The sequence below is a fragment of the Aminobacter sp. Piv2-1 genome (genome assembly GCF_037625995.1).
In the GTDB taxonomy this organism is placed as follows: Bacteria; Pseudomonadota; Alphaproteobacteria; order Rhizobiales; family Rhizobiaceae; genus Aminobacter.
Window position 1 is genome coordinate 164594 of the sequence record NZ_JARKMU010000011.1, and the last position, 26532, is coordinate 191125.

The following is a 26532-nucleotide window of genomic DNA, read 5'->3' on the forward strand; positions in this document are numbered from 1 at the left end:
TCAAGATTTCAGAGCATGTCGAGCCGGGGCCTTGAGGCCAGCCACTCCTTCCGAAGCAGATCGATCAACAATTGCCGCGGCTCGCGCGGTGCTGCCCCCCCAAGAACCGCATTCGCGGCTTCGCGGCTGCGCGCGCCCAAAACGCCGTCCATGTCGCCGACGTCCTGTCCCATGCGTGCAAGCGCCGCCTGGACCTGCATGCCGATGTCGCGGCTGCCCATCTTGCCCAGCGCCGCCTTCGCTTCGTCTGAAGCGTCGGGCACGTTCTGAGACGCGCCCAGAGCAAGCAGGCGGATGACTTCGCCGTCGTCCGCCTTGAGCGCCGGATTGTCCTGGAGAAGCTCCGCCGCGAACAGCGCGCCCCAGGCGTCGCCGCGCTCTGCGCTTTCGCGATACCAGCGGGCGAGGGTGGCGGGATCAGCCGCGTTGTTCTTCACCGCCATGCGGCCCAGCAGGCGGCCGGCATAGGGATGGCCGTTCGCACGGGCCTTCTCGAACAGTTCGGCGGCCTTGGCGGTATCCTGCTGCACGCCGGCGCCGTCGCGGTAGAGGATGCCGAGATTGACCATGCCGTAGATGTCCTGCCGCCCGGCGGATTCGGTGAAGAAGCGCAGCGCCCTTGCGTCGTCCTTCTGCACGCGCTCGCCGATGTGGTACTCCCAGCCCAACTGGTTCATGGCATAGGTGTGGCCGGACTCGGCGGCGCCGGCCAGCAGCGCCAAGCCGCGGTCGATGTCGGCGCCAACGCCGCGTCCGTCGATCAGCGCTCGGCCCAACGCATATTGCGAATACGGATCGCCGCGCTTGGCGGCAGCCTCATAAAGCGAAACCGCCTTGGCGAGGTCGCGTTTCACGCCTGAGCCAAGTTGATACAACCGCCCGAGCAGATAGCTCGCCCGCACGTGCCCGGCATCGCTGGCCGCATTGAGCTCACCCAATGCTGCGTCGAACTGGCCGTTCGCATAGAGCGCGCGCGCATACTGGTACTTGAAGCGCGCGACGTCCGGATACTGCCCGACCGCCGCCTTGCAGGCCGCGAGCGCCTTGGGCACGTCGATGTCGTTGGGCAGCTTGCCGTCCGACACGGCCTGGACGTCGAGCGGCTCGGCCGCAAGCGTGTCGCATTCGTTGACCGACACCGCGACCTTGATGGTGATCGGCGCTGGCGCCTGCGTCTTGACGGCCGGCGTCAGCACCACGGTCCGCACCGGCGCCGGCATAGCCTTCGGCGCGGGCGGGGGAGCCGCCGCGGGCTTGGTCTCGGTGCCCGGCTGCGCGCCGGTCGCCACCCTGGGCTCGGCAGCCTCGGCGTCGCTGACCACGCGCAGCGACGGACGGATGCGCAGCTTGGCAATGTCCTCGACCTTGATCAGATCGCCCTCGGACACGACGTCCTCGCCCACCGCCACCTGGGTCTCGGGATCGCGGCTTTCGAGCCGCAGCCAGCCGCTGGGCACGCTCACCGAGCGCACCACCTCTTCCGGCATCGGCACGAAGCCGGTGCCGATGTCCGAGGCCATGGCCACCTGGATCGGCTTCGGCGCGGGCTTGGGCTTTTCCTCCTCGCCGCGCTGGATGGCGAGCGTCGGCTTGACCGGCTTCTCCGCCGTCGCCTTGGGGTCGACCACCACCTTGACGATGCCGCTGGCGCTGCGCCCGCCTTCGGTCGTGACGGTGTAGCGCACCTCGTCTGCGGTCATGTCGGCGGCGGACGGCTTGAACATGACCCGTTCGACGTCGTCGGCCGCGATCTTGCTGTCGAGATCTAGCTTCTTGTCGTCGAGCCACAGCGACCCCTTGTCGGGCAGCTTGGTGAAGCTCAGCCCCAGCGGCGTGTCGCCGCTGGTGATCGGCGGCGAGATGCGCAGCGCCACCTGTTCGATGCCGGGCGGCACGCGTACTTCGCGCAGGTCCTCGATGATGAGCAGGTTCTGCCGGGTCACGAAGAAGAAGGACGACGTCAGGCTCGACGCATCCCACGGCGTCTGCTTGCCGTCCGTCCGCCGGATCACCTCGGAGCGGATGTCGCTCAGCAGCTTGCGCACCTCCACGTTCGGCTTCAGCGCAAATTCGGCGAAGGTGCCGGTGAAGGGGCTGAGGTCGCCGCTGCCGTCCAGCGCCACCTGGTCTGGGGCGGTCGAATAGACGATCAGCGTGCCGGTCTCGGGCGCCACGGTGGCGAGGCCCTTCTTGCCTTCCACCGCCACCTTCTTCTGCCCGACATAGTAGGAATTGTTGGCGAAGGGGTTGGCGCGGCAGGCGTCGAGTATGGCGATCTGCAGCGACGAGGTCTCGCGCATGTATTCGAGCAGGTTCGACATGTTGTAGGCCTCGACCTCGAGGTCGTAGGAGGTCGCGAGGCTGGCGTCGACCGGGATCATGTAGTTGTTGCCGGCCACCTGCACGGCGTGCCCGCTGTAGTAGAACAGGGCCACATCGCCGTCGTTCAGCGTGCGCAGGAAGCCGAGGATCGATTCCTCCAGGCCCTTCTTGTCGAGATCCTTGCCCAGCGTGACCTCGAAATTCGCCCGTTCCAGCACCTCGCGGATGCGGTCGGCGTCGTTCACCGCGTTGGGCAGTTGCACGAGGTTCTGGTAGGTCGAATTGCCGATGACGAGTGCTGCCCGGCGGCCGTTCACCCCGGCGGCCGAGGCAGTGCCGATGGCAAGCACGAGAATTGCGGCGCACGCCAGAATGGCGCCGAAAAGGCGCGCAGGGAAACCAGCACTGCGCCTGGGCGACAAGCCCCCGCACACCAATTGACTGCCTCCTCCATTGGGATCGCAGCGTTCACTCGGCTAGGCACGGCTTGCAGTCTCGGCTGCGAGCATCCTCCTTGCCGGATGACGTGTCAACGGCGATCGCCGGAGGCGGTAAACGTCGCCCTGGGCGGCTCCGGCAGAAGGCAAGCCGGGCGCAAAATTCCGTGTTATTGTCGCGCCGTGATCCAGCACCCGCAGGTGTGAAGCAATGGCCGACCGGCGCTCGCGCATCGATGGAACAAGGTCATGACGTCGGACGACAAGACCCGCATCGCGCCTGATGCCGGCGTGCGCCCGGGCGTCCAGCTCAACGGCATCTACGAGATCGACGAGCACATCGCCACCGGCGGCATGGGCGAGGTCTACCGCGGCCACAACATCCAGACCGGCGACCCCGTCGCCATCAAGGTGGTGCTGCGCGAGTTGGCCCGCGACCAGGCCATCCTGGCGCTGTTCCGCAAGGAAGCCTCGATCCTCAACCACCTCTCGCACGATGCCATCGTGCGCTACCACGTCTTCACCATCGACCCGACGATCGGCCGGCCCTATCTCGCCATGGAGTTCGTCGACGGCCAGTCGCTGGGCGAGCGCATCCGCAAGGGGCCGCTCGACCCGCGCGAGGCGCGCAAGATGCTGGCGCGCGTCGCGTCCGGCCTGTCGGTCGCGCATGAGGCCGGGGTCATCCACCGCGACCTGTCGCCCGACAACATCGTCCTGCCCGGCGGCAATGTCGAAAAGACCAAGATCATCGACTTCGGCATCGCCCGCTCGACCAATGTCGGCGGCGGCACGCTGCTCGGCGGCAGCTTTGCCGGCAAATACAGCTTCGTCTCGCCGGAGCAGGTCGGGCTGTTCGGCGGCGAGGTCACCGAGCGCTCCGACATCTACAGCCTCGGCCTGGTGCTTGCGGCCGCTTTGCGCGGCAGGCAGTTCGACATGGGCAGCTCGCCCGTCGAGGTGATCGAGAAGCGGCGCTCCCTGCCGGACCTGAGCGGTATCGACGGCGAGATCAGGCCGTTGCTCGAATCCATGCTGCAGCCCGACCCGGCCGACCGGCCGCAAAGTGCCGCCGAGATCGTGGAGTGGCTGCGCGAGACGAGCGGAGCGACCGCGCCGCCTGCGGCGAGGTCCGCGGCATCGGAGCTTTCCTGGCGGCCTCCCGGCTCGGCCACGGCGCCGGGAACGCCAAAACCTCCGCCGCCGCCGGAATCGCTCCTGCCGCGCGACGCTCCCTGGCGCAACGCCCAGCGGCCGGCCAAACCCGCTCCAGCGCCGGCGCCGCCGAGCCCGGCCGCGCCTCGCCGGGAGCCCACGGGGCGAGGTGGCCTCGTCGCGGCCCTGGCGCTGGCAGCGCTCGTCATTGCCGGCGGCGGCGCCTATTTTTCCGGTGCGCTCGAGGGGCTTTTGGCCGGTGGCGGCCAGGGCCAGCCGGGCGAGGGAGGCAAGCCGGCGCTCGAACCCTCGATCCAGCCGCCTGCCGATGGCTCCACCAAGAATGTGGCTCCGGCACCTTCCGGCCAGGCCGAAACGAAACCGCCCGCCAAGCCCGCCGGACCGCCCAAGGAGGCCGTCGCCAAGCCGGCGCCGGTGCCGGCGAGCGCCGCCGACTGGCTGAAAGCCTTCGACGGCGGCCCGTGCTTCTATGCCGCCAGCGCCGACATCGGCGCCCAAAACCCTCGGATCGAGGGCTTCGCCACCTTCAAGGCGCCGTTCGACAAGCTCGGGCGCGATTTTTCCAGCGCCTTCGGCAGGACGGCTACCCTGGATCCCCGCATCATCGAACGCGACCAGTGCCCCGTCGCCGATTTCCTCGAGGCGCTGCGCCCCGATGCGGCCACGAGCCCTGGGCTGGAACTCAGCAAGGACCGGCTCAAGGTCGGAGATTCGCTGCAGGGCAAGCTGACCGGGGCCGGCAAGCGCGACGTCAACCTGCTCCTCATCGGCAAGGACGGCGTGGTCTACAATTTCGCCAGCCTGCTCAAGCGCACCGACACCGGCGAAGCCACCTTCAGCATGAAGCTGTTTCCGCTCAACGACCAGGAGGCGGGCGAGCCCGAGCCCCATCTGATCATGGCGCTTGCCAGCGACGGCGGCATCCGGGCCGCCGACATCCGCGATCCCGAACTCGCCTCCGACCTGTTCCCCAAGATCCGCCGCGAGATCGAGGCGCGGCCCGGCATGCCGGGAATCGCGGTCGGCTATTTCCTCTTCGATCGCTGAAGGCTCTCACGCCTGCTGCAGCGCTTCCGCTTCGGCGATGGCGATGCCCATCTCGACGAAGTCGGCAAGCACCGAGCGCCTTTCGTCGAGCGTCACCCGCGCCAGCCCCATCAGGATGCCGGTGGCGACGGCCCGGGCAGGCTGTTCCTGCAGTCCGCTGCACGCGGCGAGTGCGATCCACCCGGCCGGCGTCCGACGGTCGATCGCCTCGTCCTCGCCGAACGAACCGTCGGCCCCGCCCACCCATACCTGCACCAGCGCGAGCAGCCCGTGGTCCTGCTCGTCCAGGAGATCGCCGAGGTTGCCCAGGCATTCATGCCCCCACCAGACGGCGGCGCGGGTCGGCAGCATGTATGCGCAGAAGCTGATCGCTTCCTCCGGCGTCCTGCCTGCGAGCAGCGCGCGGCAGAACTCCACCGACGGCCTGTCGTCGGGAACGGCCAGTATGTCCCTGGCCGCCGTCGGGCGCGCCGCGAAAAGCTGCCGCGCCGTCTTGAACCTCAGTCCGTCGACCATGCCGTGCCCCGTTCGCCTGCCGAGGGAACCTGTCCGGGCGAAGTCTAGCAGGGTTTGCTTCCCCGCTCGACCCATGCGTGCGATCGCCGCAAGAAGCGGCATCTACGCCCTGGCGTTGGACGGCGGCGCAGCGCTGCACGCCGTCGACCCTCCTGGTCCCGCCAGCACCGGCCAGCTTGAACCGGCGGTCCGGCCGCCCGCGGCGGGCTGCGCGAGGGCGACTACATCCTCGCCATCGGCGGCACTCCGGTCGGCGGGGTCGACGATCTCGTCAGGCTGATGGGCGGCGAAAGGATCGGCCAGGAGACCGAATTCCTGATCTTCTCGGTGGACGGGAAGATCGAAACCAGGACGTTGCTGCCGGTCGCGCGGCCTTGAATGGTGGCAACATGGTCGCGCCGGCCGGAAAAAAGCCCGCGCCGAATGGGGATACGGCGCGGGCGAGCAAGGCTGGACCGGGGCAACACAGAGGGTGGTTGCCCCCGACGAGGCCAATCTTAGCCAGGCCCGGCGGCGGGCTCTTTGCGCTAGATCAAATGGCGGGCCATCTCGGCGGAAACGATCCAGCCAGCCATGGGTGTTCCGGTACCGCCTGCGCCCCATCCATCTATTGAAGCAATTGATAATATGAATCAGGCGTGCCAGCGTCAGGCTCCGCATCGCATATGGAGGTTGCCATGGCCGATGGTGGAGTGAACGTCACGAAATTCGAATCCAAGTCCCACAACGACCCGGATGAAGTCCGGGCGCCCGACAAGACGCGCGTCGAAGTCGTGCGGCTCCCCGGTTTCACGCTCGGCCGGCTCAATTTCGAGCCGGGCTGGCGATGGTCCGAGTGCATCAAGCCGGTCGCCAAGACCGACAGCTGCCAGTTGTCGCATGTCGGCTACGTCGTGTCCGGAAGCCTGACCGTCAGATTGAACGACGGAACCCAGAAGACCTTCGAGCCGGGCACGTCCTATACGATCCCGCCCGGCCACGACGCCTGGGTGGAGGGCAACGAGCGCTTCGTCTGCATCGAGGTCATGAGCGCCGAGCAATATGCCAAGCCGGCATAGGACAGGGCGCATTCACCCCGTCAACGGGCGCATTTTTCCATGACCGGGTTTGCCCGCGCTGTCCATTTTCAGCGCGGGTCTTTTTTCGTGGCTGGCGCGACGGCGGCAGGCAAACCGTTGCCGGCCGCCTCGCGCACATGGGGCGGAGGCCGCCCCGGCAAACCCGATGCTGGTCGTGGCGGCGTCCCGCGGTTCAATGGTCGCAGTGCCGTCAGGGAGCGGCCCGAACCGCCGGACCCTATGCGGCACTACCACCACACCCAATACCAGACCCACACCTGCCGCCGGTAGCAGCGCCTGACCCGCCTGCCGTAGTGCCAATAGCGCCGGCAGAGCCGCCGCCAGGCCCGGCGTCGACGACGTCGCCGCCGTCCACGGTGGCGGACAGGATCGATGTCGGCTCCTTCTTCGTCGTCGATGAAATCGGCGTCAGAGTTGTCGAGCTCGTCCAGAATGCCGCGACGGGCTCCCGGGAGGCCCGGCATCGCATAAGCCGGCTGCACCATGCTAGCGGTGACGGCGGCTCCGGCCAGACCGAGCACTCCCATCAGGAATAGTCGTCGATTCACTTGAACCTCCCAATCCTGTTGATGGGTCCATCAGCTCAACATGGTTTTGGCTGGTTCCGAACCGGCGGCGGGCGGTGGTCACCGCGAGAGTGGCTGGTTTACTGGCTGGCAACGCCGCGGCACGACTGGCGGAAGAGGTGGGATTCGAACCCACGGTGAACTCGCGCCCACGCCGGTTTTCAAGACCGGTGCCTTAAACCGCTCGGCCACTCTTCCGAGGCCTTGACCGCCACCTTCGCAAAACGACGAATGCTGCGGCCGTTCGGGCCTTCGTGGCGCGCTTGTAGCGCCCGCGGGTTCGCCGCGTCAACTTGTTCGGCGCCGTTTTGCTTCTACCGGCCGGGCGACGGGCTCGCCGCTGCCGCCTGCGCTGCAACACGCCGCCCGGCTCGTGTCATTCCAGGTCCATGGCCCAACCATGCCCACCGCGAGGCGGGGCAGGGAGCGCCACATTCGCGCCATAATTGCGCCCGGATCGAACCACAGTCGATTAATACGCTGGCAAGCATTTCCTGCGCACAAGGTTCAGGGGTCGTGCGCGGCAACTGTTTTTAAATGTGTAGGCCGCCTTGACGGTCCGATTCGACCGTCGGCGTGCAAGTAGGACTGGCAGGGGACATCTGGGGCGATGCAGCATACCGCGCGCAAGAGGCTCGGCCGCACGGCCAGGTTCGTCGCACTCGCCGCCACTGCGGCCTTCGTCGCCGGCTGCGCCGCCCCGAACGTCGCCTCCAAGAAGCGCTCGAAGGAATATTTTGCCGAGTCCGAATATGGCGTGAAGGCGAGCCCCCGCGTCACCACCAAGCTCTCCGGCCTGCCGCGCGGCGGCGGCCGCGACCAGCTCGGCAGCCCCTACAAGGTGCGGGGCAAGTGGTATTATCCCAAGGAAGACCCCGCCTATGTCGCGGTCGGCCCCGCCTCCTGGTACGGCGACGCCTTCCACGGCCGTCTGACCGCCAATGGCGAAGTCTACGACATGACCAACCTCACGGCGGCCCATCCGACCATGCCGCTGCCGAGCTACGCCCGGGTCACCAACACGGCCAACGGCAATTCGGTGATCGTGCGCGTCAACGACCGCGGTCCCTATTCCGACGGGCGCGTCATCGACCTGTCCAAGCGCGCGGCCGAAATGCTCGGCTATGCCCGCAGCGGCACCGCCAACGTGCAGGTCGAATATGTCGGCAGGGCGCCGCTCGAGGGGCAGGACGACCAGTACCTGCTCGCTTCCTATAGGCCGGGCCCCGGCATGGGCGATCCGACCAACGACGGTCTGCCCACCGGCGTCATGGTGGCTATGAACGGCCCGACCCCGAGCATCGGCGTCGGCGCCGCGTTCCCGGCCGCGATGGCCGCAAGCGCGCCGGTCCCGGTGATCCAGGCAAACGTGCCGGTCAACACGCTCGCAGCCCAGGCGGCCCGGTTCGAGCAGCAGCCTGCGATGGCGGCCCAGGATGGCTATGTCGACGTCGTGCTGCCGGACTTCGGCCCGATCGCGCCGGAGCGGCCCGACGGCATGACCCGCATGGCGATCAACACGCTGTCCTATGCCAGCGAGCGCGTCGCCGGCGCTTCCCGCGCCTTCGATGCGCTGGAAGGGCAGGCGATGTCCTCGGACGACATCGTCAATTCGTGGAAGCGGCTCAACCCGGGTCCGCGCGCCGCCGAGCCGAATTTCGAGGCCTACGTCTCGGCCGGCACCTTCGACAGCGACAAGGTGGCGCGTCGCGTCGCCAGCGAGCTTGCCGCATTCGGCCGCATCGCAATCGAACAGACCGAGATGGACGGCAAGACCTGGTATTCGGTCGAACTCTATTCCGACGGCCGCAACTCCCTCGACGCGATGCTGAAGGCCGCATGGTCGCATGGTGCGCCCGACGCATTCGCGGTCCACGACTGACCGGCCTTTTCCGGACATGCAGCCTGTGGCTATCTGCCCGGCCACGGTTGCGGGGCGCGGTCGAAGCCTGTTAATCTCATTGCGCTCGACCGGAATACGAGGCCGAACGGGGCAGAATCTCCAATGACTTCCAGAAAATCCGCGACCGGTGCCCTGTTGGCCGGCTTGCTCGCAATGCTCGTCCTGGTCGGCCAGGCGCATGCGCAAATGTTCGAGACCAAGGCCACGCAGGCCTACATGATCGATGCCGAGACCGGCACGGTGCTGTTTTCCAAGGAACCCGACAAGCTGTTCACGCCGGCCTCGCTCGCCAAGATCATGACGATGGAGGTGGTGTTCGACGCGCTGAAGAACGGCCGCTACAAGCTCGACGACACCTTTGCCGTCAGCGAGAACGCCTGGCGCACCGGCGGAGCGGCTTCGCGGGCGACGACCATGTTCGCCGCCGTGCGCTCGCAGATCCGCATCGAGGACCTCATCAAGGGCGTGACCGTGCAGGTGGCCAACGACGGCTGCATCGTGCTGGCCGAAGGCATGGCCGGCTCCGAGGCAAACTTCGCCCTGCAGATGACGGAGCGCGCGCGCGCGATCGGCCTGGAGAAGTCGGCCTTCGCCAATTCCACCGGCCTGCCGGCGCCCGGCCAGCAGACCACGGTGCGCGAGCTTGCCCAGCTGGCGCTGCACCTGTGGCGCACCTATCCCGAATATTACCGCTACTACAGCCTGCCCGATTTCACCTGGAACAAGATCCTGCAGCGCAACCGCAATCCGCTGATCGCCATGGATTTCGGCGCCGACGGACTGGCGACCGGCTTCACCGAGGGCGAGGGCTTCTCCATCGTGGCGTCCGTCAACCGCGACGGCCGGCGCCTGTTCCTGGCGATGGCCGGCATGGCCAGCGACCGAGAGCGCTCCGAAGAGACGCGCAAGCTGCTCGACTGGGGCCTGCGCGCCTTCGAGAAGACCGAGATCTTCGCCGCCGACGAGACGGTGGGCGACGCGCAGGTGTTCGGCGGCACCAAGTCGCACGTGCGGCTGGTCGCGCAGAAGCCCATCTCGATCTTCCTGCCGACCGCCAGCCGCGAGCGCCTAGTCGCGCGCGTCGTCTACAACGGGCCGGTGTCGGCGCCGGTCGAGAAGGGCACCCCGATCGGTTCGCTCAAGGTGTGGATCGGCGACACGCTGAGCCAGGAAACGCCGCTCTTCGCCGCCGAAACGGTCGGCGTCGGCTCGCTGCAGAGCCGCGCGCTCGATGCCGTCAAGGAACTCGCCATCGGCTGGATGCGATAGGCCGATGGACCTTTGCCGGTCTCGACTGTAGAGCAACGGCACCTACATGTTTCCTACGGCGCTCGCGCATGCGTGCGGGGCGCGGCGGGCATGCGACAGACAAGAAGGGCATCGAAGTGGCGCGCGGCTTCTTCATCACATTCGAAGGCGGGGAAGGGGCGGGCAAGTCGACCCAGATCGAACGCCTCGCCGCCAGGCTGCGCGACAAGCGCTACGACATCGTCGTCACGCGCGAGCCGGGCGGTTCACCCGGCGCCGAGGCGGTCCGCCACGTGCTCCTTTCGGGCGCTGCCGAGCCGTTCGGCCCGAAGATGGAGGCGCTGCTCTTCGCCGCGGCCCGCTCCGACCATGTCGAGCAGGTCATCCGCCCGGCGGTGGAGCGCGGCGCCATCGTGCTCTGCGACCGCTTCATCGATTCCTCGCGCGTCTACCAGGGCGTCACGGGCAATCTCGACCCCGACTTCATGGCAACCGTCGAGCGCGTCGCCATCAACGGCATGATGCCCGACATGACGCTGATCCTCGACCTCGACCCGGAGGAGGGGCTCAGGCGTGCCACTGCCCGGCGTGGCCAGGACGTGGCCGACCGCTTCGAGAAGGAGACGGTCGACGTCCACCGCCGCCGTCGCGACGCCTATCTCGCCATCGCTGCGAGCGAGCCCGAGCGCTGCCGGGTGATCGACGCGGCGCAGCCGCCGGAGACGGTGGAGCATGCGGTCACGGAAGCGGTCTTTGCCGCCCTCGAGGCGCACGCCGCGAGCGGCAGCCGGGCGAGGGCGGACGCCTGATGCTCGAACGCCTTGCCCCCGAACAGCACGACACGCTCGACGAAGTGCCGGAGCCGTCCGAGAACCCGCATCTGTTCGGCCACGAACAGGCGGCTTCCATGCTGGCCGCGGCCTATCGCGCCGGCAAGCTGCCGCATGCGCTGATCCTTGCCGGTCCCGTCGGCATCGGCAAGGCGACGCTCGCCTTCCATCTGGCGCACTATCTGCTGACCAATCCGGACCACAGGACCGCCCCGGAGGCGTTCGCAGCCCCCAATCCGCAGTCGGCCCTGTTCCGCCAGGTCGCCTCCGGCGCGCATCCCGGCGTCCTGCATCTCACGCGCCCGCAGAACGACAAGACCAAGGGCTTCAAGTCCGTGGTCACCGTCGACGAGATCCGCAAGGTCTCGCGCTTCCTGTCGATGACCTCGCACGACGGCAGCTACCGGGTCGTCATCGTCGACCCGGCCGACGACATGAACACCAATGCCGCCAATGCCTTGCTCAAGAACCTTGAGGAGCCGCCGGCGCGCACCCTGTTCATCCTCATCGTGCATGCACCCGGCAGCCTGCTGCCCACCATCCGCTCGCGGTGCCAGACGGTCCGGCTGACGCCGCTCGATGACAAAAGCCTGCTTGCGGCGCTCGACGCGGCGGGACAATCGGCGCCGGAAGAGCCGGAGGCGCGGGCCGCACTCGTGGCACGGGCCGCGGGCAGCGTCAGGGCCGCCATCCTGCTCACCCAGTATGGCGGGCTGGAGATCGCCGAGGCGCTCGACCGCGTCGTCGGCAACGGCCGCGCCGGCATCGCCGCCGCGCACAAGCTCGCCGACGCCGTGGCGGGCCGGGACAGTTCGATCCAGTTCGACATCTTCAACCGTAGGGCCCTCGACCTGCTGGCCGACACGGCTTCGGAAGCCGCGCGCAACTCCGATCTGTCGCGCGCCAAGGCACTGTCCGACGCTTGGCACGAGGCGCAGAACGCGATATCCGAGACCGAGACCTACAACCTCGACAAGAAGCAGCACGTCCTGGCCATGATCGACCGCCTGAATGCCGCGATGCGAATGTGACGCCCGGCCGAGCCGGGTGGCAATCGGCCGCCCGATGCGTTATCTGACCCGCGACACGTTTCATTCAGACATTGACGACGGCCTCCCATGTCCCGCGAAAAATTCTACATCACCACCGCGATCTCCTATCCCAACGGCAAGCCGCACATCGGCCACGCCTACGAGCTGATCGCCACCGACGCGCTGGCACGCTTCCAGCGCCATGACGGCAAGGACGTTTTCTTCCTCACCGGCACCGACGAGCACGGCATCAAGATGCTGCAGACGGCCAATCGGGAAGGTATCTCCGCGCGCGAGCTTGCGGATAGAAATTCCCGCGAATTCAAGAAGATGGCGACGCTTCTGAATGCGTCTAACGATGACTTCATCCGCACCACCGAAGAGCGCCACTACGCTGCCTCGCAGGCCATCTGGAAGGCGATGGCCGACAGGGGCGACATCTACAAGAGCAGCTATGCCGGCTGGTATTCGGTGCGCGACGAGGCCTATTACGGCGAGGAGGAGACCGAACTCCGCCCCGACAACATCCGCTACGGCCCGCAGGGCACGCCGGTGGAGTGGGTCGAGGAGGAGAGCTACTTCTTCCGCCTGTCGGCCTACCAGGACAAGCTGCTTCAGCTCTACGAGAGCCAGCCCGACTTCATCGGCCCCAACGAGCGCCGCAACGAGGTGATGAGTTTCGTCCGCTCCGGACTCAAGGACCTGTCGATCTCGCGCACCACCTTCGACTGGGGCGTGCCGGTGCCGGGCGACGAGAAGCACGTCATGTATGTCTGGGTCGACGCGCTGACCAACTACATCACCGCCGCCGGCTATCCCGACGCGGGGGCCGACAAGTGGGGCTTCTGGCCGGCCAACGTGCACATCATCGGCAAGGACATCGTGCGCTTCCACGCCGTCTACTGGCCTGCTTTCCTTATGTCGGCCGGCATCGAGCTGCCGAAGCGCGTCTTCGGCCACGGCTTCCTGTTCAACCGCGGCGAGAAGATGTCGAAGTCGCTCGGCAACGTCATCGACCCGTTCACCATGGTCGAGCACTACGGCCTCGACCAGGTGCGCTATTTCTTCCTGCGCGAGGTGCCGTTCGGCCAGGACGGCAGCTACAGCCACGAGGCGATCGTCAACCGCACCAACGCCGACCTCGCCAACGACCTCGGCAATCTGGCGCAGCGTTCGCTGTCGATGATCGCCAAGAACTGCGGCGGCGTGGTGCCTGAGCGCGGCACGCTCGCCGAAGCCGACAAGGCGATCCTCGACCAGGCGGCGGCGGCACTGGCGACGGCACGCAAGGCGATGACAGAGCAGGGAATCCACCACGCGCTCGCCGCGATCTTCGCGGTGGTGGCCGAGGCCAACCGCTACTTCGCCGGCCAGGAGCCCTGGGCCCTGAAGAAGACCGATCCGGCACGCATGGAAACGGTGCTGTGGACCACCGCCGAGGTGATCCGCCGCGTCGGCATCATGTGCCAGCCCTTCATCCCAGGTTCGGCGGCCAAGCTGCTCGACCTGCTTGACGTCAGCGAGCGCGACTTCGTCCACGTCGACGAAAAGCATGCGCTGGTTCCGGGTGCCGCGCTGCCTGCGCCGCAGCCGGTGTTCCCGCGCTATGTCGAGCCGGCGGCTGAAGGCTGAGGCTGCCGGAACATGCTCGTCGACAGTCACTGCCATCTCGACTTTCCCGACTTCTCCGAGGAGCGCGCGGCCGTCGTCGCGCGCGCCAGGGCGGCTGGCGTCGAGCGTATGGTCACTATCTCGACGCGGGTGAAACGGTTCCCGCAAGTCCTTGCGATCGCTGAGGAATTCGACGAGGTCTATTGCTCGGTCGGAACCCATCCGCACAATGCCAGCGAAGAACTCGACGTGACTGCTGCCGAGCTTGTCCGCCTGGCGCAGCACCCGAAGGTCGTGGCGATCGGCGAGGCGGGCCTCGACTATTTCTATGACAAGGCGCCGCGCGATGCCCAGGCGAAGGGGCTGCGCACGCACATCGCCGCAGCCCGCGAAACCGGGCTGCCGCTCGTCATCCATGCGCGCCAGGCCGACGAGGACATGGCGTCGATCCTGACGGAAGAGACGGGGAAGGGCGCCTTCCCCTTCATCCTGCACTGCTTCTCCTCGGGCGCCGAACTGGCCCGCGCCGGCGTCGAGCTCGGCGGCTACGTGTCGTTTTCCGGCATCCTGACCTTCAAGAACTCGGCCGACCTGCGCGACATCGCCAGGGATGTGCCGCGCGACCGGCTGCTGGTCGAGACCGATGCGCCGTATCTCGCGCCGATCCCGCACCGCGGCAAGCGCAACGAGCCGGCCTATGTCACAAACACTGCCGCCGTGCTCGCCGAAACCATCGGCGTGAGCGCCGAAGAGGTCGCCGCGATCACCACCGACAACTTCTTCCGCCTGTTCACTAAAATGCCGAGACCGGCCTGACGCCATGGCTGACGTGCTGCGCCTCACCATCCTGGGCTGCGGCTCTTCGCCGGGCACGCCGCGCATCACCGGCGACTGGGGCGCCTGCGACCCGGCCAATCCGCGGAACCGGCGCACCCGCGCGGCCGCCATGGTCGAGCGCATCTCGGACGCCGGCACCACGCGCGTCATCATCGATACCGGGCCCGATTTCCGCGGCCAGATGCTGGCAGCCGGCGTCAGGCACATCGACGGCGTCGTCTATACCCATCCGCATGCCGACCACATCCATGGCATCGACGATTTGCGCGGCTACGTGCTCGAGCGGGGCAGCCTGATCGATATCTGGGCCGACGATTTCACCCTCGAACGCCTGACACAGGCCTTCGGCTATTGCATCGAGACGCCGCTCGGAAGCTCTTATCCGCCGATCGTACGCCCGAACCAGATCCGCCACGACAGGCCGTTCGTCGTGGAAGGAGAGGGGGGTCCCCTCACCTTTTTGCCGCTGCCGCAGATCCATGGCGACATCGTCTCGCTCGGCTTCCGCATCGGGCCGATCGCCTATTGCTCGGATGTCAGCGATTTTCCGGAAACGACGGCAGCTCTGATGGCCGAGCTCGAGCTGCTGGTCGTCGACGCGCTGCAGCACAAGCCGCATGTCAGCCATCTGTCGCTGTCCGAGGCGCTGCAATGGATCGACCGGCTGAAGCCCGCGCATGCGGTGCTGACCCACATGCACGTGCCGCTCGACTACGCCGCGGTGATGGCCGAGACGCCGCCACACGTGGAACCGGCCTATGACGGCATGGCGATCGAAATCGCTTTTGGCGCAGGCGCATAGCTGAACGTCTTCAGGCTCGACATCGACGCACATGCACGTCGCCAGCGACGCCAGGAAGGCCGTGACTTCGCAGCTACGAAGGCAGCGCAGCGATCTCCGAGATGGCAGTCAGCATGACTTGCCGGCGATATCTTTGGCGGCAGTCGATCTCCCGTAGCGTACCCACCTCGAGGCGGTCCACGGGAACGCGATTGTTCCATAATCTATCTTATGCGACCTAAGCCTAGATGCAGGTGCATTCCCCCTACGCGCCATTTGCGGCTGTTTCGTCGGAATGAAAAAAAGCCGCGCCCAAAGCGCGGCTGAACATGCGCCCAGTCGTGGCAATCAGAGAAGACAAGGGAAGCGCGACCGCTTCCCTGAAGCTGCGGCCGGCCGGCTCAGGCGAAGAGCGCCTTGATGCGCGGCCACAGGCCGATGGCTGCGCGAACGCGCCGTGCGGCATTTCCGGACCGGACGGCGCTGCCGAAGTGGCAGTTGCAGACGATGTCGTGCAGTTGCCTGTCGGAGAGTTCGAAGAACCGCTTGGCTTCGCCGTAGCTGTCATCGGCGAGACCGGCGGCGCGCATGGTCATGTCGTCGAAAGCGACCGTCATCGGCGAGCCGCCGACGCGCATGGTCTGGCGCGCGCCGCTGGGCGCATACTCGGTGCCCGACAGCGTTCCCAGCCTGCGCTCGGGATCGCGTTCGAGCAGCTCGGCCCAACGTTCCAGCCGCTCCGTTCTGGTCATTGTCGGCGCGGCTTGGATGTCGGCGAGCGCTTGCAATTGTTCGATCGTTTGATGCTTCATTTTCGCCTCCTGATCGACCAAGGAAATGAAGCGCCTCCGGGCGCATCCTGCGGGACGGAGAACGCTTCCCCTTCAACTCTCCACCGGGATGCGCAGTTCCGTCGGGCAAGCAAAAAACCGCAGGTCGCGGAGCCGGCACCCCGGCCGACCGCGGGAGCCGCAACTTGTGGTCGCGGCAGTGCGGGAACTCGGGCCAGTTCGCGCCTGGTCTGGTCCGATCTCGGCGGGGACACAGCGCTTCCCCCTACCCGGCGGGTTCGCCATACGAACGAGGCACGCCAGGTCTTGGCGGGCCTCTGTGTCTCCTTGTTGGCTCGTTTCATCCCTTCCGGGTCGTCAACGGCCAACAAGGCCAGGGGTTGCCGGTGTCCGCGCGCGGCCGCCCTCACTCAAGGCGCACCCTGGAACCGCCCCTCGCCCGACGCGCCTGGGCTGTTGCGCCCTCAGCCGGCGGTCTCGACCACTTCGAAGTCGTGGGTGATCGTGGCCGTCTTGGCCATCATCGCGGACGCCGAGCAATACTTCTCGACCGAAAGCTCGATAGCGCGCTTGACCTTGTCGTGCGACAGCCCCCTGCCCTTGACGATGTAGTGCATGTGGATCTTCGTGAACACTTTCGGCTCGGTGTCGGCACGGTCCGCCTCGAGCTCGACCACGACGTCCTCGACCGCCTCGCGACCCTTTTCGAGGATGTGCACGACATCATAGGCGGAGCAGCCGCCCGTGCCGATCAGCACCAACTCCATCGGGCTCGGCCCGGGTGTCCTGCCCTCGGCTCCGTGAGAGGTTCCCAGCACCAGCTTGTGGCCTGTGCCGGACTCGCCGACGAAGGTGCGGTCCTCGACCCATTTGATGCGTGCTTTCACGGGAAAATATCCTTCTACCTCAAAAAAAGTAATCCGGCGGGCAGCCGGCCCGCAGGTTCCGTCGAGTCAGCTAGCGCGACCGGCCCGGACGCGCAAGGAGCAGCAGCGGAGATGACTAAAGCTTGAAGCAATGATTACGGCCCGCAAGTTGCTTCGTCTTCGATCGCTTTTGCGTATGAGGGCACCCCCTCCACCTCCCTGTGCTCGGCACCTCCGCCATCGAAGGGGCGTCGCGCGCTGCCTCGGGCGACCCCACCCCGATCCGCTGCGCGGATCGACCCTCCCCTCAAGGGGAGGGAAAGTCACGCACGCCTCACCCTACGTTGCCCCCCTCTGGCCTGCCGGCCATCTCCCCCACAGGTGGGGAGATTGGCAGCTTCACCGCTCCGCCCGTCCTGCGACGTCGGCGATTGGCAAAAGCCGCGATGACAGCCTGATCTCCCCCCTTGTAGGGGGAGATGGCCGGCCCTTCGACAGGCTCAGGACAGATGGGGCGCGAAGGAATGCGGCATTCCAACATTTCGCACCCCTCCATTGCCACGCCCCGTTTCCGGTCTGGCCATTGCTAGGGAAAAAGTTCGGGAAGCGGGGCGCGAGGCCGAGCCTGCCGATAATCTAGTAACGTGGCGCGACGTCCGCGCCCCGCCCGGCTGCTTGCCCCGCTCAGTCGCCTCGGCATTTCTGCCGCCCAGCCGCCGCGAGGCCCGGGCTTGGGGGCTCATCACCCAGCGAGGAGAACCGACCTCCCGCCAGCCCGGCACCGGCGCTTCCCCCCGATGCCCGGTGCGCACCGGGGTCCCGTGGAAGATCGCAAGCACAATGATACGGGAGGTTCTGGAGGGGTGGAAAAGCGGACGGGTTTTTCCACGCACATTGCTGACAGAGCTACTGACAAGGGGACGGGGCACGCGGGAGGCAGACCTTCTACGCCTCATTTCTTCCCCCCTCTGGGCTGCCGCCGTTCGTCGTTCGAAAAGCCAAGCAATTGGCTTTTCGTCGCCTTCGGCGACCACTCCTCACCCCCCACAAGGGGGGAGATTAGGCCGTCATCGGCGCCCCTCCCAACCACCAGCGTTGCAGGAGAATTGCCCTGAGAGCCGGCAGAAACGGGCGTGACGGCGGAACTGCCCAGAGGGAGGCCGACCCCCAGGCAAGTCAAGACGAAGGACCGGCACAGATGGAAAAATCCCCGGCCCCGTGGGAAAGGTTTCCACCCGCGAAGACAGATGTCACGGCATGGATCCTAGGGTCTTCGCGACGGCGCTCACGCGCCTGCTTCGCCCTAGGATGACGACCCCGCGTCTACGTGTTCGGCCAACCTGCAAGGTCGCAAGGATAAGCAGCTGCTGGCGATTTGGCTGTCGCGCCGATGACGGCTGATCTCCCCCCCTTGTGGGGGGGGGTGAGGAGTGGTCGCCGAAGGCGACGAAAAGCCAATTGCTTGGCTTTTCGAACGACGAACGGCGGCAGCCCAGAGGAGGGTGGGAAAGATCGCGACTTTGAAATGGACGACCCTCAGGCAGGTCAAGACGAAGGACCGGCACAGATGGAAAAATCCTCGGCCCCGTGGGAAAGGTTTCCACCCGCGAAGACAGATGTCACGGCATGGATCCCAGGGTCTTCGCGACGGCGCTCACGCGCCTGCTTCGCCCTAGGATGACGACCCCGCGTCTACGCGTTCGGCCAACCTGCAAGGTCGCAAGGATAAGCAGCTTGCGCTGGCGATTTGGCTGCAGCGTCGATGACGGCCGCAAGGCTGCACCTATTATGTCGAAGGTCGAGCATGACCGCAGAACCGCCGATCGCATTGGACGGGTTGCGCTACCGCCCTCGCGGCGTCCCCCCAATGAACGGACGACAGGCCTCGACCGCCAAAACCTGACTGGCAGCCCCGGCCACGACAGCTCTACCTCGGCCTAGACCTAGTGGCTCAGGGTGGGCCGCTCGACGAACCTGACATCGGCGCAGCCCCGGCCACAAAAGCCGCCTCGCCGGGGACCCGATGGATCCGGACGGGCCGCTCGCCGAACATCGGCGCAGCCCCAGCGACGACAGCCGCTGCCTCGGTTTAGACCTGATGATGGCTCGGGGCGGGCCGTCCGGCGAACATCGCGTCGGTGCAGCCCAAGCGACGACGGCCGCTGCTTCGGCTTAGGCCTGATGGCTCGGGGCGGGCCGCTCGACGAACATCACGTCGGCGCAGCCCCAGCGACGACGGCCGCTGCCTCGGTTTAGACCCAATGGCTCTTGTGCGGGCCGCTCGCCGAACATCGCGTCGGTGCAGCCCAAGCGACGACGGCCGCTGCTTCGGCTTAGGCCTGATGGCTCGGGGCGGGCCGCTCGACGAACCTGACGTCGACAACGTCCTGGTCCGTCGAAAATCTACCCGTCGCGATCAGAACGGGATCTCGTCGTCGAGGTCGCGCGAACCGCCGCCACCGCCGCCCGTGCCACCGCGGCTGCCGCCACCGCCGCCGCGGCCGTAACCCTCGGTCGGGCTCGACTGGCCGAAATCGGAGCCACGGCCGCCGCCATAGCCACCGCCCTGCCCGCCGCCATAGCCGACCTGGCCTCCGCCACCGCTATAGCCGACCTGGCCTCCGCCACCGCTATAGCCGGAGTCGCCGCCCTGGCCGCGCGCGTCGAGCATCTGCAGCTCGCCGCGGAACTTCTGCAGCACGATTTCGGTGGTGTAGCGCTCGATGCCGTCCTTCTCCCATTTGCGGGTCTGGAGCTGGCCTTCGATGTAAACCTTCATGCCCTTCTTGAGGTACTGCTCGGCGACCTTGGCGAGGTTGTCATTGAAAATGACGACCTGGTGCCACTCGGTCTTCTCCTTGCGCTCGCCTGAATTCTTGTCGCGCCAGCTTTCCGAGGTGGCGATACGCAGGTTGACGACCGGTTCGCCGGAATTGAGCCGGCGGATTTCAGGATCCGCGCCCAGATTGCCGACCAGAATGACCTTGTTGACGCTACCTGCCATGACACCGCTCCGCGCTCGTCCGAAACCAGATCCAAATTGTGAGGGCGCACATTAGCCCAATGCGCCATCCGCCCGCGCCCCCTGCGGGTGGAAAAGGACATGCCGTCCACAAGTCATTTTCGTTCTTATTTTGTTCTATATCAGTCCACAACCATTGGCAAGAGCCGGCAGCATTGTCCGCATTGGCCATCACACCAAGCTGGTGCACCAGATTGACAGCTGCGAATGCCGAGGGCATCGTTGGCGTGCTTCATGGGGCGCATCGGCAGAACGCCGAAAGGGCAATGCCCGCCTGGGAAACACCCAACTGCAATTGCGCCCATGCCGAGCCTCGAAAACCTCAAAAAGCAGGCCAAGCAATATCTCCGCTGGCATCGCCAGGGCTACTACCCGGTCGCCGCCGAGTTGAGAGCCGGCCTGCCCCGGTTCGCCGGCCTCTACGACGGCCAGATCATGCAGGCGAACTTCAAGCTCAGCGACGCGCAGGAGCTGGTCGCGCGGCAACAGGGCTTCGACGGCTGGCAGGCGCTCAAATCGGGAGCCGATGACATGAGCCGACGAGACGTGCCGGCGCAGCCGCCCATCCTTGCTGCGATTTCGGCGCAGCTGTTCGTTGCCGACATGGCCGCGTCCTGCGCGTTCTTCACCGAAAGGCTCGGTTTTGCCGTCGATTTCGCTTATGGCGAACCGCCCTTCTACGCCCAGATCGTTCGCGACCATGCGCGCATTGCCCTGCGGCTGGTCTGCGAACCGGTTTTTGTCGGCGACATCCGTCGGCGCGAGCACCTGCTTTCAGCCTCGATCACCGTCGCAACCGCAAGCGAGATCAAAGAGCTGTTTGCGGAATTCCACGCCGCAGGGGTGGAATTTCACCAGACGCTGCGAAAAGAGCCGTGGGGCGCCCGCAACTTCATCGTGCTCGACCCCGATGGCAACCTGATCCTGTTTGCCGGACCGGCGGATTAGGCAGGCGGCACGCCGTCGGGAAACATCAGCGGGTCGCTAGCCTTCCAGCCGACCGGTTCGGTCTTGCGCGAGGGCAAGCTCGACCGCCGCCTCGGCATGAAGCTCGACCATGTCATAGGCTGGCATCGGGTAGTGTTCCATGGCGAGCAGCAGCGGCAACTCGGTGCAGGCGACGACGATGCATTCCGCCCCCCGTTCCGCCAGCCCCTTGGCCAGTTGCAACAGCAGCGCCTTCGAGTCCGGCTTCACCACGCCGAGTGTCAGTTCCTCGATGATGACGCGGTGCAAGGCGGCCCGCTCGTCCTCCGGCGGCACCAGCGCTTCGATGCCGAACTGCTTCTCCAGCCTTTCGCCGAGAAAGCCGAGCTCCATCGTGTAGCGCGTGCCCAACAGCCCTGCCCGTCTGTGCCCGGCGGCCTCGAGCGCCCTGCCGGTCGGATCGGCGATGTGCAGCAACGGGATCCCGATGGCCGCAGCGATCTTGTCGGCGACGAAGTGCGGCGTCACCGCCGTCAGCATGGCGAAGGCCGCACCGCCGGCCTCGAGATGCCGCGCGGCAATGGAAACCACCGCGGCGACCCGCTCCCAGTCGCCCCTGGCGGCGAGATCGTTCAGTTCGTCGAAGTCGAGCGTGAACATCAGCGAGCGTGCATTGTGATGCCCGCCCAGCCGCCGATGCGCCGCCTGGTTGACGAGACGATAGTAGAGCGCGCTGGATTCCCAGCTCATGCCCCCGATCAAGCCGATGAGCTGCGTCTGGCGTTCGGCCATGGTTCTCCCCTCGCTCGGTCGGGCCTGGCGGATCAGGTCGGAATGCCTTGCCGGGAAGACAAGCGCCGCCGCCCGAGAAATTCCGCCGTAAAGAATGCGCCGTGAGACTATCGGCGCAAGATATGGGGCGCAAAAATATGGCCCCGCCGCTCCTTGAAGCGCACGGGGCCTTTTGTCGGGTTTTACCCTTGATTGCCGGGAGCGGTTTACCGGCTTTGCTCTCTCGGATGCTCGTGGCTCACGGCCACCGATCCGACTACGGTTTCTGATTGTATGGGGGACAGCAGGTCACGGTCTGCGGGGCTGTTCACTCAGGAACGGCCAGGCACCTGCGCCTGCCGCGGCTCCGTCTCTCTAGCGGAACCTTTCGGGACTGTCCGGTGGAGTCATGCCTAGCTCCTACGTCGGTTGCGCCAAACGTACGCCTTCTGCTCAACTCGCGTGTCTGCGGCGTCTCGCAGACCGTCCGTAGCATGGTGAGGAGCCATTGAACGGGCTCGGCATCGGGCGACAAGTGCAGTCTGCATCGCTGATTCGGCCACGTCAACAGCAACATTGTTAGACGGGAAAAATGTGAACGGCACCCCGTCTTTCCGGGTCTCCGCCCTGCCCCGCTCCTGCCATACCGTTGTCAGGATGTCGTTCGGCCTTTGTTCTTTTCGCTTGCCCGCCGGCGCCAAAGGCGCTTAAACGCTTGGCGGTGTGCTCGGCGCCGCTCTCGACCGGGCGTCGGAAATACCTACATAGGGGGATGGCCGGGCTCGCCCGCCACTCCGAGACATCCAGATTTGAGGCGGCGGACCGGCCATGGCCGATCATAAGTACATTTCCATTCGCGGCGCGCGCGAGCACAATCTCAAGAACGTCGATCTCGACCTGCCGCGCGACAAGCTCATCGTCATGACCGGCCTTTCGGGCTCGGGCAAGTCGTCGCTCGCCTTCGACACCATCTATGCCGAGGGCCAGCGCCGCTATGTCGAAAGCCTCTCGGCCTATGCCCGCCAGTTCCTGGAGATGATGCAGAAGCCGGACGTCGACCAGATCGACGGCCTGTCGCCGGCGATCTCGATCGAGCAGAAGACGACCTCGCGCAATCCGCGCTCGACGGTCGGGACCGTCACCGAGATCTACGACTACATGCGCCTGCTCTTCGCGCGTGTCGGCGTGCCCTATTCGCCGGCCACCGGCCTGCCGATCGAGAGCCAGACCGTCTCGCAGATGGTCGACCGGGTGCTGGCGCTGGACGAAGGCACCCGCCTCTACATCCTCGCGCCCATCGTGCGGGGCCGCAAGGGCGAGTACAAGAAGGAGCTGGCCGAGCTGCAGAAGAAGGGTTTCCAGCGCGTCAAGATCGACGGCGCCTTCTACGAGATCGGCGACGCGCCGGCGCTGGACAAGAAATACAAGCACGACATCGACGTGGTGGTCGACCGCATCGTCGTGCGCCCCGACCTCGCCACGCGCCTGGCGGATTCGATGGAGACGGCGCTCAAGCTCGCCGAGGGCCTGGCCGTCGCCGAATTCGCCGACCGGCCGCTGGACGCCAGCCTGACCGGCGAGGACTCGGTCAACAAGAGCGCGAACGAAACCCACGAACGCATTCTTTTCTCGGAGAAATTCGCCTGCCCGGTGTCGGGTTTCACGATCCCCGAGATCGAGCCCCGGCTGTTCTCGTTCAACAACCCGTTCGGCGCCTGCCCGACCTGCGACGGCCTGGGCTCGCAGCGCGCCATCGACCAGGCGCTGGTGGTGCCCGAGGACCACGTCTCACTGCGCGAGGGAGCGGTGGCCCCCTGGGCCAAGTCGACCTCGCCCTATTACGCCCAGACGCTGGAAGCGCTCGGCAAGGTCTACGGCTTCAAGCTCGGCGACCGCTGGCGCGAGCTGTCGGCGGAGGCGCAGGACGCCATCCTGCACGGCACCGGCACGAAGGAAATCACCTTCAACTATGACGACGGCCTGCGCTCCTACAAGACGACCAAGACCTTCGAGGGCGTGATCCCCAACCTCGAGCGGCGCTGGAAGGAGACCGAATCCGCCTGGATGCGCGAAGAGATCGAGCGCTTCATGTCGGCCACTCCCTGCCCGGCCTGCTCGGGCTACCGCCTCAAGCCCGAGTCGCTGGCCGTCAAGATCGGCGGCAGGCACATCGGCGAGGTCACCGAGCAGTCGATCCGCAAGGCCAACGCCTGGTTCGAGGCGCTGCCGGCGCAGTTGAACGACAAGCAGAACGAGATCGCGGTGCGCATCCTCAAGGAGATCCGCGAGCGGCTGCGCTTTCTCAACGACGTCGGCCTCGACTACCTGACGCTGTCGCGCAACTCCGGCACGCTGTCCGGCGGCGAGAGCCAGCGCATCCGGCTCGCCTCGCAGATCGGCTCGGGCCTGACCGGCGTGCTCTACGTGCTCGACGAGCCGTCGATCGGCCTGCACCAGCGCGACAATTCCCGCCTGCTCGACACGCTCAGGCACCTGCGCGACATCGGCAACACGGTCATCGTCGTCGAGCATGACGAGGACGCGATCCTGACCGCCGACTATGTCGTCGACATCGGCCCGGCCGCCGGCATCCACGGCGGCGAGATCATCGCCGAGGGCACGCCGCAGCAGGTCATGGCCAACCCCAATTCGATCACCGGCAAGTACCTGTCGGGCGAACTGGAGATCGCCACGCCGCCGAGCCGGCGCGAGCTCAAGAAGAACAAGCGCATCAAGGTGGTCGGGGCGCGCGGCAACAATCTGAAGAACGTCTCCGCCGAAATCCCGCTAGGCACCTTCACCGCCGTCACCGGCGTGTCGGGCGGCGGCAAGTCGACCTTCCTGATCGAAACGCTGTTCAAGGCGGCGTCGCGCCGCATCATGGGCTCGCGCGAGCACCCGGCCGAGCACGACCGCATCGAGGGCCTGGAGTTCCTCGACAAGGTCATCGACATCGACCAGTCGCCGATCGGCCGCACGCCGCGCTCCAATCCTGCCACCTACACCGGTGCCTTCACGCCGATCCGCGACTGGTTCGCCGGCCTGCCGGAGGCCAAGGCGCGCGGCTACCAGCCGGGCCGCTTCTCCTTCAACGTCAAGGGCGGCCGCTGCGAGGCCTGCCAGGGCGACGGCGTTATCAAGATCGAGATGCACTTCCTGCCCGACGTCTACGTCACCTGCGACGTCTGCCACGGCAAGCGCTACAACCGCGAGACGCTGGAAGTGCTGTTCAAGGGCAAGTCGATCGCCGACGTGCTCGACATGACGGTGGAGGAAGGCGTCGAGTTCTTCGCGGCGGTGCCCGCCGTGCGCGACAAGCTCAAGACGCTCGACCAGGTCGGCCTCGGCTACATCCATATCGGCCAGCAGGCCAACACGCTGTCCGGCGGCGAGGCACAGCGCATCAAGCTCGCCAAGGAGCTGTCGCGCAAGGCGACCGGCAAGACGCTCTACATCCTCGACGAGCCGACCACCGGCCTGCACTTCCACGACGTCGCCAAGCTGCTCGAGGTGCTGCACGAACTGGTCGAACAGGGCAACACGGTCGTCGTCATCGAGCACAACCTCGAGGTCATCAAGACCGCCGACTGGGTGCTCGACCTCGGCCCCGAGGGCGGCGACGGCGGCGGCGAACTGGTGGCCGCGGGCCGGCCGGAGGACATCGTCGCCGCGCCGCGCAGCTACACCGGCCAGTTCCTCAAGGAGCTGCTGGAGAGAAGGCCGGGCGCGCGGAAACGGGAAGCGGCGGAGTAGGCGCGGCACCGATGGCCGCCAGCCGAGAACGGACAGATCGGAGAACGGGGGTATCATCTTGACCGCTTCAGGAAAAATCCGCGCCGGCATGGGCGGCTGGACGTTCGAGCCCTGGGAAGGCACGTTCTATCCGGACAAGCTGTCCAAGGCGAAGCAGCTGCCGTTTGCCAGCAGCCAGGTGCCGGCGATCGAGGTCAACGGCACCTATTATTCGGGATTCAAGGAGCCGACCTTCCTCAAATGGGCCAGCGAGGCGCCGGACGGCTTCGTCTTCACGCTGAAGGGCAACCGCTTCGTCACCAACCGCCGCGTACTGGCGGAGGCCGGCGAGTCGGTCACGCGCTTCGTCACGCAAGGGATCACCGCGCTGGGCGACAAGCTCGGGCCGATCCTGTGGCAGATGGCGCCGACCAAGAAGTTCGACCATGACGACTTCGAGGCGTTCCTGAAGCTGTTGCCGGAGAAGCAGGACGGCATCGCGCTGCGCCACGCCGTCGAGGTCCGCCATCCGAGCTTCGTCGTGCCCGAATTCGTGACGCTGGCGCGCAAGCACAACGCGGCAATCGTCTATGCCGACCACGCCACCTACCCGGCGATCGCCGACGTGACCGGCGACTTCGTCTATGCGCGCCTGCAGACCGGCAGCGACGACAACCCCGACTGCTACACGCCGAAAGGGCTGGACGACTGGGCCGCACGGGCGAAAACCTGGGCGGAGGGCAGCGTGCCGGCCGACCTGCCCCGCGCCGACCCGTCGACGGACGCGCCCGTCAAGCCGCGCGACGTCTTCGTCTTCTTCATCACCGAGGGCAAGGTGCGCGCCCCGCATGGCGCGATCGCGCTGATGAAGCGGGTGAACGGCGGCTGAGCCGGGCGCCGCGTTGCTTCCTTCCCACCCTTCTAGAGCGACGGACTTTCATATGAGTCCATATCCAGCGGCGTTGAAGTAGTTTCTGCATTCTGTTGGCGAGAAGAGATTGCAGATGTCACCGATGGCCTTCCACAGGGCATCGATGGT

Annotated in this window: 19 protein-coding genes, 1 tRNA gene and 1 pseudogene; 13 read left to right on the top strand and 8 right to left on the bottom strand. The window is 66.5% G+C overall.

The annotated features are described in order from the left end of the window. Positions 1–8: 8 nt before the first annotated feature. The gene (locus AmiPiv_RS19930) at positions 9–2672 is read right to left on the bottom strand and encodes a caspase family protein (RefSeq protein WP_340040183.1); all 2664 of its coding nucleotides are present in this window, start codon (positions 2670–2672) and stop codon (positions 9–11) included. 336 nt (positions 2673–3008) lie between these two features. Here AmiPiv_RS19930 and AmiPiv_RS19935 point away from each other — a divergent pair, with 336 nt between their 5' ends. After that, positions 3009–4982, top strand: coding sequence for a serine/threonine-protein kinase (locus AmiPiv_RS19935; protein WP_340040185.1), 1974 nt, complete (start codon positions 3009–3011; stop codon positions 4980–4982). 6 nt (positions 4983–4988) lie between these two features. Here the strand turns inward: AmiPiv_RS19935 and AmiPiv_RS19940 are convergent, their stop codons facing one another. Further along, a complete protein-coding gene (locus AmiPiv_RS19940) occupies positions 4989–5498 on the bottom strand; it encodes a DUF6931 family protein (RefSeq protein ID WP_340040187.1) in 510 nt (169 codons plus the stop codon). A gap of 186 nt (positions 5499–5684) precedes the next feature. On the opposite strand from AmiPiv_RS19940, the pseudogene AmiPiv_RS19945 reads away from it, so the two are divergent. Then, positions 5685–5876: pseudogene (locus AmiPiv_RS19945) on the top strand (PDZ domain-containing protein); the annotation flags it as partial. 299 nt (positions 5877–6175) lie between these two features. Further along, positions 6176–6556 carry a cupin domain-containing protein gene (locus AmiPiv_RS19950; RefSeq protein WP_340040189.1) on the top strand — a complete coding sequence of 127 codons (381 nt, stop codon included), beginning with the start codon at positions 6176–6178 and terminating at the stop codon, positions 6554–6556. Positions 6557–6804: 248 nt separating this feature from the next. Here AmiPiv_RS19950 and AmiPiv_RS19955 read toward each other — a convergent pair whose 3' ends face one another. Together AmiPiv_RS19955 and AmiPiv_RS19960 are read right to left on the bottom strand one after the other, a co-directional pair. Beyond that, positions 6805–7125 carry a protamine-2 (modular protein) gene (locus AmiPiv_RS19955; RefSeq protein WP_340040191.1) on the bottom strand — a complete coding sequence of 107 codons (321 nt, stop codon included), beginning with the start codon at positions 7123–7125 and terminating at the stop codon, positions 6805–6807. A gap of 126 nt (positions 7126–7251) precedes the next feature. After that, positions 7252–7341, bottom strand: a tRNA-Ser gene (locus AmiPiv_RS19960). A gap of 412 nt (positions 7342–7753) precedes the next feature. Here AmiPiv_RS19960 and AmiPiv_RS19965 point away from each other — a divergent pair. The 7 genes from AmiPiv_RS19965 (at position 7754) to AmiPiv_RS19995 (ending at position 15405) form a co-directional block, all read left to right on the top strand. Continuing rightward, on the top strand, positions 7754–9025 hold the full coding sequence (locus tag AmiPiv_RS19965) for a septal ring lytic transglycosylase RlpA family protein (protein ID WP_340040193.1): 1272 nt from the start codon (positions 7754–7756) through the stop codon (positions 9023–9025). A gap of 123 nt (positions 9026–9148) precedes the next feature. After that, entirely contained in the window at positions 9149–10315 is a 1167-nt protein-coding gene (locus AmiPiv_RS19970) for a D-alanyl-D-alanine carboxypeptidase family protein (RefSeq protein ID WP_445206980.1), read from the top strand. Positions 10316–10431: 116 nt separating this feature from the next. After that, positions 10432–11103, top strand: coding sequence for a dTMP kinase (gene tmk / locus AmiPiv_RS19975; RefSeq protein WP_340040220.1), 672 nt, complete (start codon positions 10432–10434; stop codon positions 11101–11103). Further along, positions 11100–12155 (top strand): DNA polymerase III subunit delta', encoded by a 1056-nt coding sequence (locus AmiPiv_RS19980; RefSeq protein WP_340040221.1) that lies wholly within the window; start codon positions 11100–11102, stop codon positions 12153–12155. The genes tmk and AmiPiv_RS19980 overlap by 4 nt, the downstream gene beginning before the upstream one ends. Before the next feature lie 87 nt (positions 12156–12242). Next, positions 12243–13787: a methionine--tRNA ligase gene (metG, locus tag AmiPiv_RS19985; protein ID WP_340040195.1), complete on the top strand. Its 1545-nt coding sequence runs from the start codon at positions 12243–12245 to the stop codon at positions 13785–13787. Positions 13788–13799: 12 nt separating this feature from the next. After that, a complete protein-coding gene (locus AmiPiv_RS19990; RefSeq protein WP_340040197.1) occupies positions 13800–14582 on the top strand; it encodes a TatD family hydrolase in 783 nt (260 codons plus the stop codon). 4 nt (positions 14583–14586) lie between these two features. Then, entirely contained in the window at positions 14587–15405 is an 819-nt protein-coding gene (locus tag AmiPiv_RS19995) for an MBL fold metallo-hydrolase (RefSeq protein ID WP_340040199.1), read from the top strand. A 380-nt stretch (positions 15406–15785) separates the two neighbouring features. Here AmiPiv_RS19995 and AmiPiv_RS20000 read toward each other — a convergent pair whose 3' ends face one another. From AmiPiv_RS20000 to ssb, 3 genes are all read right to left on the bottom strand, one after another. Then, positions 15786–16196, bottom strand: a complete 411-nt coding sequence (locus AmiPiv_RS20000) for a hypothetical protein (RefSeq protein ID WP_340040201.1) — start codon at positions 16194–16196, stop codon at positions 15786–15788. A gap of 443 nt (positions 16197–16639) precedes the next feature. Beyond that, positions 16640–17062, bottom strand: a complete 423-nt coding sequence (locus AmiPiv_RS20005; protein WP_340040203.1) for an OsmC family protein — start codon at positions 17060–17062, stop codon at positions 16640–16642. Positions 17063–19457: 2395 nt separating this feature from the next. Continuing rightward, entirely contained in the window at positions 19458–20045 is a 588-nt protein-coding gene (gene ssb / locus AmiPiv_RS20010; protein WP_340040205.1) for a single-stranded DNA-binding protein, read from the bottom strand. A gap of 321 nt (positions 20046–20366) precedes the next feature. Between ssb and AmiPiv_RS20015 the strand changes: the two genes are divergently transcribed. Continuing rightward, positions 20367–21011 (top strand): VOC family protein, encoded by a 645-nt coding sequence (locus AmiPiv_RS20015; RefSeq protein WP_340040222.1) that lies wholly within the window; start codon positions 20367–20369, stop codon positions 21009–21011. Between the two features lie 36 nt (positions 21012–21047). Here AmiPiv_RS20015 and AmiPiv_RS20020 read toward each other — a convergent pair whose 3' ends face one another. Further along, positions 21048–21782 carry an aspartate/glutamate racemase family protein gene (locus tag AmiPiv_RS20020; RefSeq protein WP_340040207.1) on the bottom strand — a complete coding sequence of 245 codons (735 nt, stop codon included), beginning with the start codon at positions 21780–21782 and terminating at the stop codon, positions 21048–21050. 807 nt (positions 21783–22589) lie between these two features. Here AmiPiv_RS20020 and uvrA point away from each other — a divergent pair. Continuing rightward, a complete protein-coding gene (uvrA, locus tag AmiPiv_RS20025) occupies positions 22590–25514 on the top strand; it encodes an excinuclease ABC subunit UvrA (RefSeq protein ID WP_340040209.1) in 2925 nt (974 codons plus the stop codon). Between the two features lie 58 nt (positions 25515–25572). Continuing rightward, on the top strand, positions 25573–26382 hold the full coding sequence (locus tag AmiPiv_RS20030) for a DUF72 domain-containing protein (RefSeq protein WP_340040211.1): 810 nt from the start codon (positions 25573–25575) through the stop codon (positions 26380–26382). Positions 26383–26532: the final 150 nt, after the last annotated feature.